Raw genomic sequence first — 11946 nt, forward strand, 5'->3', positions numbered from 1 at the left:
AGGAAAGATCGTGAAGCACAGCAAGAGAATCAGCACCAGTCTCATCGCCGGCGCCGGTGTCCTTGGAATGGTGGCGCTCAGCGCCTGTGCCGCCGACACCAAGAAGGCCGGCGGCAGCGACGAGGTCACCATCACCGTCCCGTCCTGGGTCGGCGCACGGGCCAACGCCGAGGTCGCCAAGGTGATCCTCGAGGATGAGCTGGGTGTCAAGAAGGTCAACCTCAAGACGATGGACGAGCCCATCGCCTGGGATGCCCTGAACAGCGGCAAGGCCGATGTCATCATGGAGGACTGGAACGGCCAGCCGGACAAGCAGAAGCTCTACATCGACGAGAAGAAGAGCGTCGTCAAGGGCGGCGACCTGGGTGTGGTGGGGCACATCGGCTGGTTCGTTCCGAAGTACTACGCGGACAAGCACCCCGAGATCCTCGACTACAAGAACCTGAACAAGTTCGCCAAGGACTTCAAGACCTCGGAGTCCGGGGACAAGGGCGAGTTCATCGGTGCGGCACCCTCGTACACGACGTACGACAAGTACCTCATCAAGAACCACAACCTGGACTTCAAGATCAAGGAGACCGGCAACGAGGCTGCCCAGATCAAGGAAATCCAGTCCAAGTACGACGCCAAGACGCCGTTCATCACCTACTGGTGGGAGCCGCTGTGGGCCAACGTCGACATGGACCTGGTCGAGGTGAAGCTCCCCGAGTACACCGAGGGCTGCAACGAGCCGAAGACCGACACCAAGTGCGGCTACGACAACAACAAGCTGCAGAAGTACCTGAACGCCGACTTCGCCAAGGACGGCGGTGACGCTGCCGAGTTCATCAAGAACTTCAAGTGGAGCAACGAGCAGCAGAACAAGGTTGCCCAGGCGATAGCCAAGGACAAGAAGACCGGTGAGGCTGCGGCGAAGGAATGGGTCAAAAACAACAAGGACGTCTGGGAGAAGTGGCTGCCGAAGAAGTAGTCGATTGAGTTCTCGCTTTCGTTAAAGGGTCGGGCTTCGGAACGCCTAGGTGTTCCGAAGCCCGACCCTTTAACGCTGAGTGCCCTTTAACGTCGAGTTGCGACCTCGTTCAGGGGGTCAGCTCGTCGCAGCGAAGACCAGTGGCCCAGCAGTGCCACTGCCGTTCTCTGGGGTTCCATCGCTGCCTACGACCAGCGCACGGAAGCTGATCTCGTCGTTCTCGGGGATTTCGCTAGCCATTCCGCAGCTTGCCCATCCCGCATCTGAGCCCAGAGTGTTGGTGCACCAGCGGGGGTCATCGGGGGCGCTGGCCAACGACCATCCAGCGGTGACGCCTTTGCCGTCCTTTACATTGTCCTTGATCCAAATGACGTCGCCGTATGCCTCGAAGCAGGCAGTGGCGCCCTTGCCGACCGAGCACGGTGCACCGGATGGTGGACCGCTCACTGCTGATGCCGTGCCGGATGTGGTAACTGCAGCCATAATCGCGATGCCCATGATGACGGCAAGCCGTTTCATGTGTCCCTCCCCAGGCGTGTGGTGAATTCAGCTCGTAAGTGCCGTCGTGATTGTTCCACCGCTTTCGGGAAGCATGTGGTTGTAATCAGCGCCGTAGACTTCCATAGGCCAGAAGATTACTTGGTCGTCCTCTGGGATGACGCTGGAGAGAGTGCAAGTAGTCCACCCGGCATCAGCACCGTGTCGATTCAGGCAGCTCTGCTTCTCGTTGGCGGAGTCGGCTCCGTCGTACCCATAGAAGTAAACACGGGCCGGGTATCCGTCCGCCTTGGTGTCCTTGACCCACATCACGTCGCCGTAGGGCTCGAAGCATGCTTTTACCCAGCCGTCGATTGAGCATGTGACGCCCGCCGGCGGGCTAGCGGTCGGGTTGGTTGCCTCGTGGCCCTCGACGGCGGCCACTGCCGTGCCGGGCATGGCCATTACGGCAATAGATGCCGCGAACAAGGCGCCGAATGCGCTCCTCTTGCCAACAGAGATTCTGGACATAGTTCGTTTCCCCGTTTCCTGATTTCAGGCTGTTGGGCCTGAGGTGATGAAGCTACCACCTATAGACCTTGCCGTGGGAGAACGGCCGCCAGGCGTGGAGTAATTCTTACCGGGTTCTTACTTTGCGCGTTGTTTTCAGGTAGATTTGGGTGATGCGTATCGGGCGGGTGCTTTTACGTAGGGTCGCCCCGCCTGTGCCGTTGAGGGGGGCAGGCTTGCCTATGCCAGAATGGGGCGAATTAGGTTCACCCTTAACGCTAGGAGGAGTTGCCTCCTCCGCTTAATGCTCGTTCCCTGCATTCGAGGGGGATAGTGATTTATGTCTAAAATGCCCCCGGGATGGCTTGCTGCGATGTCTGGCAGGCGTGACTGTCGAAGAAGTAGCTCTCGGTTGCCGCAACGTGCCGGTGTGGAGCACCCCTTCATGGGGCACCCGGCACCGTTATGCGTGGTGGCTGTCTACGTCACTTGGCGGTTTGCTGGGCGTACGCCGCGAAGGGCCGCCAGGCGGCTGGGCTGAACCGGAGTATGTGACCGTTCGGGTCTTTGGAGTCCCTTACGGCGATGGTGCAGGGGATGTTCTTGGCGACTTCTACGCACTCGCCGGTGCCACCGCTGTAAGTCGACTTCACAAACTCGAACTGGGTCATCTGGCTAGAGCTCCTTGATCACACGCCGGATGAGCGACCGCGAGTCGGCCTGGGCCAGGGAGTTCCGCGCAGTGCGATCAAAGATGGCCGTATGGCGAGCCGCGTCCTGCTCACTCTCCAGCCACAGGCTAGACGAAGGTGTGTCCAGGTAGACGACGTCCAGTGCGTTGACCTCAGCGAACGAGATGATGTTGAACGCTCCCTGCATTCCGGCGTGCGCACCGCCCAGGAAGGGGAGTACTTGGACCTTGATGTTCGGGCGGTCTGTCAGCTTCAGCAAGTACTCAAGCTGGCCGCGCATGACGTCCCGGCCGCCGACGTGCTGTCGCAGCGCACCTTCGCCGATCAGGGCCCAGAGCTGAAGTGGGGGCGTGCTGTTGAGGCGGTCCTGTCGGGCAATGCGGGCCTCCACGAACCGCTCAATCTCGTCCGGGTCCTCCCATGCGCCGCACCCGACCGCCAATGCACGGGCGTAGTCAGGGGTTTGGAGCAGCCCCGGGATCAAGGTGACCTGGTGGGTGCGGACTTGTGCCGCGACATCCTCCAACGCGACGTACTCGACCTGAGCACCGAGGACTGGGTACTGGTTCCACCACCCCTTGGCCTTCCGGCGCTCCCGGTCGGCCTTGGCCAGGCCGAGGAGGCGGCCGATGACTTGCGGGTCGTGCACGTCGTACAGCTGGCACAGCGAGCGAATGTCCGGATCGCGTACGGGAACCAACCCGCGCTCCATCTTGGTCACCTTCGCCACCGAAGCGGAAAGGGCCTCTGCCGCCTGCGGCTGTCGCATGCCGCACCCCTCACGCATACGCAGCAGCTCGCCGCCCAGCCTGCGAGCGAGGACGGTGGAGACCGAGACGCCTCGGTCGGAGCGGTTGTCAGCCATGCCTCAGTTTGCAGGCGATCTCCCACGCGGGACAAGCGCTTGAGTAAATATTTCTGGCAATGAGGTTGATGCCAGCCTATTGGTACCCCTACCGTCAGTACTCAACCGCTCGCACAGCGGAGCCAGTTGGCGGAAGTGCACCGCTCCGCCCTGCGTGGCCGCGGCAATGCCACCGTCACGCGGTCCGCCCGCACAAGGAGGTGCGCGTGCATGGAGTCACCCTCCAACGCCCGCTACGACGTGGCGACTTACCCGCCCCAGCTCAAGTCCGTCCCCATCGCTCGGAGGCGGGTCACACGCCTCGTCGCTGATTGGGGGCACCGTGAATTCGCCGCCGATGCCGCCCTCGTGACCAGCGAACTCGTCACGAACGCGCTGCTGCATGGCTGTCTGAAGGACCGCCTGTTCCGCCTCGAAGTGATCCTGACGGGGACAGTCCTTCGGATCGCTGTCACGGACCCGAAGGGCGAACGCAGGCCGTCTCTCCGCGCCGACGCGGGCGAGGACCAATTCGGCCGCGGCCTCGCCATCGTGCAGGCGCTGGCGGTGCGTTGGGATGTGGAGGAACTCACGGTCGGTAAAACCGTGTGGGCGGAGCTGGACCTGGGGGTGGAGCTGTAGCGGCACCGTCGTCTTCGTGTTGTCAGTAGACGAACGTCCCCACGAAGTTGACGACCCAGCTCAGCGCCCCCACGGCGATGCCGCCCATGATGAAGACGATCCCGATCCGGTCGGCCACCCTGGTACGCCGCGAACGCTCGCCGCTAGGGTCCGGCTTCCACACGGGCGGCTTGATCCCCATGTACGCGACCCACGCGAGCATGACCACGGCGACCCCGACCTGCCACAGCTCACCGGCCACGCCCCAGACCCCGGTCCGCTGCACCCTCCCGGACTCCTCCGGCACGTCTCCCTGCCGGACGTCGAAGGTGTACCCGTCCGGATAGTCGTGGCCGGTGTCCTCCAGCTCCACGGACTGGGTGTACCCGCCGTCGGGTGTGAAGTCCCCGTAGCAGGAGTAGTCGGAGTTCTTCCTGCTGCTGTCGGTGTCGTAACAGGAACTCACCTTGTACGTACCCGGGGTGCCGTAGAGCCCGGCGGACAGCGCGAGGTCCGCGGTGGCGGTCACGAACCAGAACGCGCCGGCGAACGCGATCAGGGCGCTGCCAAGCCAGAGGAAGCCTCGGGCTATGGGATGGCGGGGGCGGGGAGTGGTCGCAGTGGTCGTCTCGGTCATGGGGCTGGATGATCCGTTCGGTCGTCTCGCCGGCCCGAGTTCAGTCCTTCTGGCCGGTCGGACGCAAGTAGATCAACTCACCGGTGCCCGGCACGAATGCGGTGCCGCCGGAGGCCTCGTCGCCCGCGAACCAGACGCCGTCGGCGATGCCCGCGGGCCAGCTCTCGTGCCGCAACGGGTCCACACCCGCCAGGACCGGGGAACCGCCGGCGCCCTGTGGGCCCAGCCGTAGCGAACGCCTGCCGTCGGCCTGGAGGCTCACCTTGTGCACGGGGCTCCGGAAGACCAAGGGGTGGGAGCGCAGCGCGCGTTCGCACTGCCAGGTCCAGAACAGGGTCGGCAGGCCGACGTACTGGGTGACGACCAGTCCGCAGATCCCGGCGACGCCCAAGGGGAAGAGCCATCCCGTGGCCGTGGTGAGCGCCACGGTCACGACGAGGGCGAAGACGGTCGTGAACCCGCCGTAGAACTTCAGGCCGGCCGAGTAGTAGTGCCGCACCGCGCCCCGGTGTCCGGACCTGTCCGTCGCGTACGGAGTCGTGCCCTGTGGCGCCTGCCTGCGCGCCGTCGACTGGACCAGCAGGACCGTCACGACGACCAGGCCGACGATGCCGGGGATGCCGAGGAGGAAGAGGCTGTCCGAGCGGATGGCGAGGGCGAGGGCGTAACTCACGGCGAAAACGGCGCCGAGGACGGCCGACCGCTTCGGCAGCACGTGTCTCTCCTGTATCTGCCCCAGCCCTGCTGGTGCTGTCCGAGGTCGTTCCGCATCGCGGCGGCCTATCCGGTGGGCAGGACGCGGGGCTCGCGTTCCAGCTTCTTGGTGATTCCCGCCTGTTGGGCCCTGGCGAGGCGGGCGGGATCGGCGTTCTCGCGTTCCGCCGCGAACTTGTCCCAGCCGGCGGGCTGGAGAAAGAGCATGTCCTTGGTGCTGGGCACGATCATCACGCCACCAAACGCGGGATCACCCGCGAACCAGGCTCCGCCGTCCTCGGCGGCCTTGGGCCACCGGCGCCGTGTCGAGGCGTTGAGCGCCCGCATATGGGGTGCCCCATGCTGTCCGCGTACGGAGAGCTTGACCGTGTGCACGTCTCCCAGGAGCAGCCACTGCGACTCCTTCCTGACCACACGGGTGCGGTACTCAAGGGGATAGGCACTCAGCACTCGCTCGCACACCTTGAGCCGTCGGCCGGCACCCACCCGAATCAGTGTGAAGAACATCATCAGCACGGCGACTATGACCGGAAGGCCCGTGAGGAAGGAAGCCGGAACCCCGCTCACATCCAGCAGATACGTCAGGGCGACCAGAGCCGCAGCAATCGCGAGGCGCATTCCGAGCTGCCGATAGAGCAGACCACGGTTGTGCTTGAGGACTTGCTGGACGTCGGGTGCGACAGGCGGGGTGTCCATGGGGTGCTCCATCCTTATCCGAAGTCGTTGCGTATGGCCGCCGCCGCTGATCGAGTCGACGGTTCGCTCTCCGCAAGCACCGCGGGTTCTGCGGGATCCGTGAACGTCAGCGTGTGGGCGACTCCGAGCAGGATGTCCCGGTACACGTCGGCGAGGTGGAGAGCGGGCGTCACCATCTGCACCACGATGATGTCGGGCGTACCCGAGCCGGTGACCGCGACAGTGCCCTGCCACACGTCTCCGCGTGCGGGGGCTTCGGGGGTGTGCGAATCTCCGCCGACGGCAACGGTGCGCTTCTTCTCCTCGGCGAGGTAGCCGAGGCCGCACGGCAGTTCAAGCGGGCGCAGTCCGGTCTCCGGGTCGTCGGCGGCCGACCCCGCCAGGCCGGCGATGACCAGCTTGGCGTTGTGGCCCGATGCGGGGACGGTGGAGATGCTCAGAGTCGACGTCACGACGGTGCCGTCGTCGTCCGGGTGGTAACCGACCGCGAACATGTGCACATTCTGCTTGTTCAACGTGGTGACCATGCCCGCGTAGAACTGCAGCACCTGCGACGCCTGTGCCCGTTGCTCGACAGGAAGCGTATTGAGGTCCTGGACCAGCGCCTCGATGCGCTCGCGCGGAGGATCGAGGTCGAGCTTCGCGTATCCGTGCGGGATGCCGTACCAGAAGACGGGTTGGGCCTCACTGCGGGCAGCCGAGCCCGGAGGCAGGGGCGTGTTCATTCTCGTTCACCTCTCCGTCGGCTACCTGGCTGCCAGGACGGACCGTACGATGTCCTGCCCCGCCCAGGCCCCGGCCCCGGCCTTGGTGACTTCCGCGACATTGCCCGCAGTGCCTTCTTCAGGCATGACGTTCGCGGCGACATTGAGTCCGTTCACGCTGATGTCGGCCATGAGTTTCGCCGAACCCGCAGCGCTTTCCCCAGCGGCCTGCCATGCCTCGTCGGCCGCTGTTCTCGGTGCGGTACGCAGTACCGAGCCGACTTCGCGTACGAACTCGGTGCCGACCTCACGGCTGGTGACGCTGACGCCCATCTGGGCGGCGTCGTCGAGCCCGGAACGGATGGCCTGGCCTGCTCCGCTCAGTGCCCTGCCACCGGGCACCAGGCCGACGAGGTCGCTGCCGACGGAGGCGTAGGCCGAGAAGGTGTCCATGTTCCAGCCGAACTTGTCGCCCCAGGGAAGGAACGCATCCCGGAAGTCCTTGTCGGCGAAGTTGTTGCCCAGGGACACCGCGCTGGTGGCGATGGCGATGCCCGCGAAGAGCGGTGCCAGCGGCGTGGGGAACAGAGCGAGCAGCCCCGCGATCGCTCCGATCGTCCCGGCGTGCTCAGCCAAGAAGGAGCCGATCGACCCGATGACGTCCCCGACGCTCTCCCAGAACCCCTTGTCCGGCGCCTTGTCCGCCTGGGTGGACAGGGCCTTGGCGATGACGTCCGCCTGGTCGGCGTGGGTGGTCTCCAGCTCCTTGATCTTGCGGTTGAGCGACGAGTACGCCTCGTTGGCCTTGGTGAGGGCAGCGCTCGCCTCGTTCACGTCCCGCTCGGCGGCCCGCATCCGCGCCGTCGCCGCGTCGGCCTCCTCCTGCGAGGGGTAGCTTGCGGCGGGCCGCAGGTCCGGGTTCTGCGCAGCCTGGTCGTAGGCGTTCTTGGCCTTGTCGGCCGCGGCCTTCCGCTCGGCGGCCTCGGCGTCGTACTTGCCCGCCAGCTCCCGGTTGGACGTCAAGTGGCCGTCCCAACGGTGGAGTTGGGTGGCGGCGTCACGCAGTGCGGAACCGGCGTCCTTGAGGTACTTCGACAGGTCGCCTTCGAGGTTCTCGCGGAACTTGTCCGCCGCGTCGCCCTCCCAGTAGCTGCTCTCGGCGGTGAGCTTCGTCAGCTGCCGGTGGGTGTTCTCCAGAGCCGTCGCGGCCGCTGCCACCTTCTGCTGCAGCTTGGTGACCTCGGCGGAAACGCCCGGTACGGGGTTGAAGCCGATGTTGGGGTACGGGTTCGCCGCCATCACTTACCGCCCCCGCCCGAGGTGCTCTGGTCGGCGATCTGCTTGAGGGCCTTCTCCAAGGCCTCTTCGACCTCTTCGTAGCCCTTCTTGTTGGCCTTCACGCCCTCTTTGATCTCGCCGATCAGTTCCTTGGTCTTGTCGGACCCGTACTTCCATTCCATCTGGAACTTGTCACAGGCCTCGTCGAGCCGGGCGGTGCCGATCTGGTCGCCGCGCACGTGGGCGAGGGCGGTCCGGGCCTCGTTGAGGTCGTCGACGCATCTCTCCAAGTTCGTCAGGAACTGCTGGAGTTGGTCGATGTCCGTCTTGAAGTGCTCCCCCATGGGCTGCGCTCCCCCGAGTGGATGTGCATGTGTGACAGGTCCGGGAGACAAGGCGCCCGGACCTGTCGGCACCATACATCCGGCATATAAGCCCTCTGACCGGCACCTCACGTAGCGCCACTGGAGCGGGGAACCAGTACCGCTTCAGTGCAGCAGCGCCACAAGATCGGTGCATTCGTCAATGCGGGGGCGCAGTCGGTTGCTAGCGCAACTCCTTCGCGATCTCCCTCGCCACCCCCATCACCCGCCGCAGCAACCCGGGTCCGAACGTCACTCGGGCAACCCCGAGTCGGCCCAGTTCCGCCGGGTTCGGGCCGTTCGCCACGGACAGGGCGTTCACCGGTGCCGGGATCGAGGAGTACAGGGTGGGGAGGGCGTCCTCCGGGGCCAGGATCGGGTAGACGGCGTCCGCGCCCGCCTCCACGTACAGCCGGGCGCGCCGGACCGTCTCGTCCAGGTCCGGGACGCCCCGTACGTACGTGTCCACGCGGGCGTTGACGAACAGGGCGTCGCCCGCCGCCGTGCGGATCTCCGCGAGGCGGGCCGCGTGCTCGTGCGGGTCGGCCAGGCCGGACGGGTTCGAATCCTCCAGGTTTACGCCGACCGCGCCCGCCGACAGGGCGCGGTCGACGAGTTCGCGGGGCGGCAGCCCGTAGCCCGACTCCAGGTCCGCCGAGACCGGGATGCCGTAGTCGGTCACCGCGCGGACGATGCGGGTGACCGCCGCGAACATCTCGTCGGCCGGGGTCGCGCCGTCCTCGTATCCGAGGGACTCCGCGATGCCCGCGCTCGGCGTCGCGAGGGCCGGGAAGCCCGCCCCGGCGAACGCGCGGGCGCTGGCCGCGTCCCAGGGGCCCGGCAGGATCAGCGGGTCGCCGGGGGCGCGGTCGTGGTGCAGGTCGCGGAAGGTCTTCACGTCCATGCCGGGCCTCCCGGCTGGATGCGGCGGGCGACCATCAGGCGGTTCCAGGAGTTGATCGCCGTGATCACCGCGATGAGGTGGGCGAGTTCGGCCTCGTCGAACTGCGCCGCGGCCCGCTCGTACACCTCGTCCGGAACGAAGCCCTCCACCAACACCGTGACCGCCTCCGTCAGGGCCAGCGCCGCGCGTTCGCGGGCCGTGTACGTGCCGGTGGTTTCCTCCCACGTGGCGAGGAGGTCCAGGCGCTCCTCCGACTCGCCCGCCTTCCGCGCCAGCGCCAGATGCATGTCGAGGCAGAACGCGCACCGGTTGAGCTGCGAGGCCCGGATCATCACCAGCTCGGCCAGCGCCGCGTCGCCGAGCCCGCGCTTGGCGGCCGCGCTCAGCGCCTGCATCGCCGTGCGGAACTCGGCGGGGAGTTCGGTGGTACGGGGGTACGAGGGGTACGACCTCACGAACGGGCTCCCGCCGGCTTGTAGTGGCCCGGCACCTTGCGCGTGGCGACGCTGAACCGGTTCCACGCGTTGATCGTCGTGATCCCCGCGATGAGGTGGGCGAGTTCGGCCTCCTCGAAGAACTCCGCGGCCCGCTCGTACACCTCGTCCGGAACGAAGCCATCCGTCAGGACCGTGACGGCCTCGGTGAGTTCGATCGCCGCGATCTCCTTGCGCGTGTAGAAGTGCTTCGACTCCTCCCAGGCGCTCAGCTGGATGATCCGTTCCACCGACTCGCCCTCGGCGAGGGCGTCCTTGGTGTGCATGTCGAGGCAGAACGCGCAGTGGTTGATCTGCGAGGCGCGGATCTTGACCAGGTGGTAGAGGGACGAGTCGAGGCCCTTGCGGGCGGCCTGCTCCAGCTGCCACATCGCCTTGTAGACGTCGGGGGCGAGCTTGGCCCACTCCATGCGGGGGGTGTGCTCGGGGACGAAGCCACGGGTGTCGTTGTCGTTGGTGCTCATGGCTCGACCCTACGAGCGCGATGGCCCAGGAGTATGGTCCATTTCCATGGCGGAAACATGGGCCACTTTGCCGAACGCCACAGGCCAGGGCGTCGACCTCCACGTGGACGTGCGCGGCCCCGGCGTCCGCAAGGGCCTGACCGACGCCCTGCGCGAGGCCGTCCGCGGCGGCCGGCTCGCCCCGAGCACCCGGCTGCCCTCCTCCCGCACCCTCGCCGCCGACCTCGGTATCGCCCGCAACACCGTCGCCGACGCCTACGCCGACCTGGTCGCCGAGGGCTGGCTCACCGCACGGCAGGGCTCCGGCACCCGGGTCGCCGACCGCGCCGTGAGCCGCCCGGCCGCCGCCCCGCCGCCGCGCCGCACACCGGGCCCCGCGCGCCACGACCTGATCCCCGGCACCCCCGACCTCGCCTCCTTCCCGCGCGCCGAGTGGCTCAAGGCCGCCCGCAAGGCCGTGTCCGCCGCGCCCAACGAGGCCTTCGGGTACGGCGATCCGCGGGGCCGGGTCGAGCTGCGTACCGCCCTCGCCCACTACCTCGCGCGCGCCCGGGGCGTGTACGCGGACCCGGACCGCATCGTCGTCTGCTCCGGCGCCGCCCACGGACTGATGCTGCTGGCCCGGGTCCTGCGGCAGGGGACCTGGAAGAGCCGCTCCGTCGCCGTCGACTCGTACGGCCTCGACGTTCACCGCGAACTCCTCACCACGGCCGGACTGCGCACACCCCCGCTCCCGTACGACGAACGCGCCACCCGCACCGACCAGTTGACGCGGCTCGGCCCGGACGCCGTGCTGCTCACGCCCGCGCACCAGTTCCCGCTGGGCGTAGCGCTGCCGCCGGAGCGCCGCGCCGAGACCGTCGACTGGGCGCGGCGCTCGGGCGGCCTGATCCTGGAGGACGACTACGACGGGGAGTTCCGCTACGACCGGCAGCCGGTCGGCGCCCTGCAGGGCCTCGACCCGGACCGTGTCGTGTACCTCGGCACCGCCAGCAAGTCCCTCGCCCCGGCGCTGCGGCTCGGCTGGCTGGTGCTGCCCGCCGCGCTCGCCGCCGACGTGGCCCGCGCCAAGGGCCCGTCGGACTGGGCCTGCGGGGCGATCGACCAGCTGACCCTCGCCGAGTTCCTGACCTCGGGGGCGTACGACCGGCACGTGCGCGCCGCCCGGCTGCGCTACCGGCGCCGCCGCGACCAGCTCGTGGCCGCGCTCGCCGCGCGCGTGCCCGAGGTGACGGTGAGCGGGATCGCGGCGGGGCTGCACGCGGTGCTCGAACTTCCCGACGGTACGGAGCAGTTGGCGATCCGCGCCGCCGCCTGGCACGGTCTGACGATCCTCGGCCTGGACCGCTTCCGGCACCCGGAGGCCCCCGCCGTGGGCCGTGACGCCCTGGTCGTGGGGTACGCGACTCCGCCGGACCACGCGTGGGCGGGGGCGTTGGAGGCGTTGTGCGATGCGTTGGCGGGGGTGGTGGGGGGCGGGTAGCCCCCAGCCCCACGCCTCGGGGCGGTCGTTCGGCTGCGGCGCCGTCGTGGCTGGTCGCGCAGTTCCCCGCGCCCCTTCGGGGCGCTCTTCAGCGCC

At 67.4% G+C, this 11946-nt stretch carries 16 protein-coding genes; 3 read left to right on the top strand and 13 right to left on the bottom strand.

Annotation, left to right across the window (positions count from 1 at the left end; translation table 11 throughout):
* Window positions 1-10: 10 nt before the first annotated feature.
* Complete coding sequence (locus tag QIT00_RS14660; RefSeq protein WP_408909773.1) at window positions 11-970, top strand: glycine betaine ABC transporter substrate-binding protein; 960 nt, start codon at window positions 11-13, stop codon at window positions 968-970.
* Between the two features lie 117 nt (window positions 971-1087).
* Here QIT00_RS14660 and QIT00_RS14665 read toward each other — a convergent pair whose 3' ends face one another.
* The 4 genes from QIT00_RS14665 to QIT00_RS14680 form a co-directional block, all read right to left on the bottom strand.
* Window positions 1088-1489, bottom strand: coding sequence for a hypothetical protein (locus tag QIT00_RS14665; protein WP_282535667.1), 402 nt, complete (start codon window positions 1487-1489; stop codon window positions 1088-1090).
* Window positions 1490-1516: 27 nt separating this feature from the next.
* Window positions 1517-1978, bottom strand: a complete 462-nt coding sequence (locus QIT00_RS14670) for a hypothetical protein (RefSeq protein ID WP_282535668.1) — start codon at window positions 1976-1978, stop codon at window positions 1517-1519.
* 464 nt (window positions 1979-2442) lie between these two features.
* On the bottom strand, window positions 2443-2628 hold the full coding sequence (locus QIT00_RS14675) for a DUF397 domain-containing protein (protein WP_282535669.1): 186 nt from the start codon (window positions 2626-2628) through the stop codon (window positions 2443-2445).
* Between the two features lie 4 nt (window positions 2629-2632).
* A complete protein-coding gene (locus tag QIT00_RS14680) occupies window positions 2633-3514 on the bottom strand; it encodes a helix-turn-helix domain-containing protein (protein WP_282535670.1) in 882 nt (293 codons plus the stop codon).
* 210 nt (window positions 3515-3724) lie between these two features.
* Between QIT00_RS14680 and QIT00_RS14685 the strand changes: the two genes are divergently transcribed.
* Complete coding sequence (locus tag QIT00_RS14685; protein ID WP_282535671.1) at window positions 3725-4135, top strand: ATP-binding protein; 411 nt, start codon at window positions 3725-3727, stop codon at window positions 4133-4135.
* 22 nt (window positions 4136-4157) lie between these two features.
* Here the strand turns inward: QIT00_RS14685 and QIT00_RS14690 are convergent, their stop codons facing one another.
* The 9 genes from QIT00_RS14690 to QIT00_RS14730 form a co-directional block, all read right to left on the bottom strand.
* On the bottom strand, window positions 4158-4751 hold the full coding sequence (locus QIT00_RS14690; protein WP_282535672.1) for a hypothetical protein: 594 nt from the start codon (window positions 4749-4751) through the stop codon (window positions 4158-4160).
* Between the two features lie 40 nt (window positions 4752-4791).
* A complete protein-coding gene (locus tag QIT00_RS14695) occupies window positions 4792-5466 on the bottom strand; it encodes a hypothetical protein (RefSeq protein ID WP_282535673.1) in 675 nt (224 codons plus the stop codon).
* Window positions 5467-5531: 65 nt separating this feature from the next.
* The gene (locus QIT00_RS14700; protein WP_282535674.1) at window positions 5532-6161 is read right to left on the bottom strand and encodes a hypothetical protein; all 630 of its coding nucleotides are present in this window, start codon (window positions 6159-6161) and stop codon (window positions 5532-5534) included.
* 14 nt (window positions 6162-6175) lie between these two features.
* Entirely contained in the window at window positions 6176-6886 is a 711-nt protein-coding gene (locus QIT00_RS14705; RefSeq protein ID WP_282535675.1) for a hypothetical protein, read from the bottom strand.
* Window positions 6887-6907: 21 nt separating this feature from the next.
* A complete protein-coding gene (locus QIT00_RS14710; protein ID WP_282535676.1) occupies window positions 6908-8164 on the bottom strand; it encodes a hypothetical protein in 1257 nt (418 codons plus the stop codon).
* Window positions 8164-8487, bottom strand: a complete 324-nt coding sequence (locus tag QIT00_RS14715) for a hypothetical protein (protein WP_282535677.1) — start codon at window positions 8485-8487, stop codon at window positions 8164-8166. The genes QIT00_RS14710 and QIT00_RS14715 overlap by 1 nt, the downstream gene beginning before the upstream one ends.
* Window positions 8488-8689: 202 nt before the next feature.
* Window positions 8690-9409, bottom strand: coding sequence for an isocitrate lyase/PEP mutase family protein (locus QIT00_RS14720; RefSeq protein ID WP_282535678.1), 720 nt, complete (start codon window positions 9407-9409; stop codon window positions 8690-8692).
* On the bottom strand, window positions 9400-9804 hold the full coding sequence (locus QIT00_RS14725; RefSeq protein ID WP_349017179.1) for a carboxymuconolactone decarboxylase family protein: 405 nt from the start codon (window positions 9802-9804) through the stop codon (window positions 9400-9402). Before QIT00_RS14725 ends, QIT00_RS14720 begins: the two co-directional genes overlap by 10 nt.
* A 56-nt stretch (window positions 9805-9860) precedes the next feature.
* Window positions 9861-10367: a carboxymuconolactone decarboxylase family protein gene (locus QIT00_RS14730; protein ID WP_282535680.1), complete on the bottom strand. Its 507-nt coding sequence runs from the start codon at window positions 10365-10367 to the stop codon at window positions 9861-9863.
* 46 nt (window positions 10368-10413) lie between these two features.
* Here QIT00_RS14730 and pdxR point away from each other — a divergent pair, with 46 nt between their 5' ends.
* The gene (gene pdxR, locus QIT00_RS14735) at window positions 10414-11850 is read left to right on the top strand and encodes a MocR-like pyridoxine biosynthesis transcription factor PdxR (RefSeq protein ID WP_282535681.1); all 1437 of its coding nucleotides are present in this window, start codon (window positions 10414-10416) and stop codon (window positions 11848-11850) included.
* The last annotated feature ends 96 nt before the right edge of the window (window positions 11851-11946 follow it).

This window comes from Streptomyces luteolus (genome assembly GCF_029968015.1).
In the GTDB taxonomy this organism is placed as follows: domain Bacteria; phylum Actinomycetota; class Actinomycetes; order Streptomycetales; family Streptomycetaceae; genus Streptomyces; species Streptomyces luteolus.

What these genes read in the sequence shown, in the direction of transcription:
- QIT00_RS14665 (WP_282535667.1), bottom strand. Translation starts at nt 1,489, where the DNA reads ATGAAACGGCTTGCCGTCATCATGGGCATCGCGATTATGGCTGCAGTT.
- QIT00_RS14670 (WP_282535668.1), bottom strand. Translation starts at nt 1,978, where the DNA reads ATGTCCAGAATCTCTGTTGGCAAGAGGAGCGCATTCGGCGCCTTGTTC.
- QIT00_RS14675 (WP_282535669.1), bottom strand. Translation starts at nt 2,628, where the DNA reads ATGACCCAGTTCGAGTTTGTGAAGTCGACTTACAGCGGTGGCACCGGC.
- QIT00_RS14680 (WP_282535670.1), bottom strand. Translation starts at nt 3,514, where the DNA reads ATGGCTGACAACCGCTCCGACCGAGGCGTCTCGGTCTCCACCGTCCTC.
- QIT00_RS14685 (WP_282535671.1), top strand. Translation starts at nt 3,725, where the DNA reads ATGGAGTCACCCTCCAACGCCCGCTACGACGTGGCGACTTACCCGCCC.
- QIT00_RS14690 (WP_282535672.1), bottom strand. Translation starts at nt 4,751, where the DNA reads ATGACCGAGACGACCACTGCGACCACTCCCCGCCCCCGCCATCCCATA.
- QIT00_RS14700 (WP_282535674.1), bottom strand. Translation starts at nt 6,161, where the DNA reads ATGGACACCCCGCCTGTCGCACCCGACGTCCAGCAAGTCCTCAAGCAC.
- QIT00_RS14705 (WP_282535675.1), bottom strand. Translation starts at nt 6,886, where the DNA reads ATGAACACGCCCCTGCCTCCGGGCTCGGCTGCCCGCAGTGAGGCCCAA.
- QIT00_RS14710 (WP_282535676.1), bottom strand. Translation starts at nt 8,164, where the DNA reads ATGGCGGCGAACCCGTACCCCAACATCGGCTTCAACCCCGTACCGGGC.
- QIT00_RS14715 (WP_282535677.1), bottom strand. Translation starts at nt 8,487, where the DNA reads ATGGGGGAGCACTTCAAGACGGACATCGACCAACTCCAGCAGTTCCTG.
- QIT00_RS14720 (WP_282535678.1), bottom strand. Translation starts at nt 9,409, where the DNA reads ATGGACGTGAAGACCTTCCGCGACCTGCACCACGACCGCGCCCCCGGC.
- QIT00_RS14725 (WP_349017179.1), bottom strand. Translation starts at nt 9,804, where the DNA reads ATGCAGGCGCTGAGCGCGGCCGCCAAGCGCGGGCTCGGCGACGCGGCG.
- QIT00_RS14730 (WP_282535680.1), bottom strand. Translation starts at nt 10,367, where the DNA reads ATGAGCACCAACGACAACGACACCCGTGGCTTCGTCCCCGAGCACACC.
- pdxR (WP_282535681.1), top strand. Translation starts at nt 10,414, where the DNA reads ATGGCGGAAACATGGGCCACTTTGCCGAACGCCACAGGCCAGGGCGTC.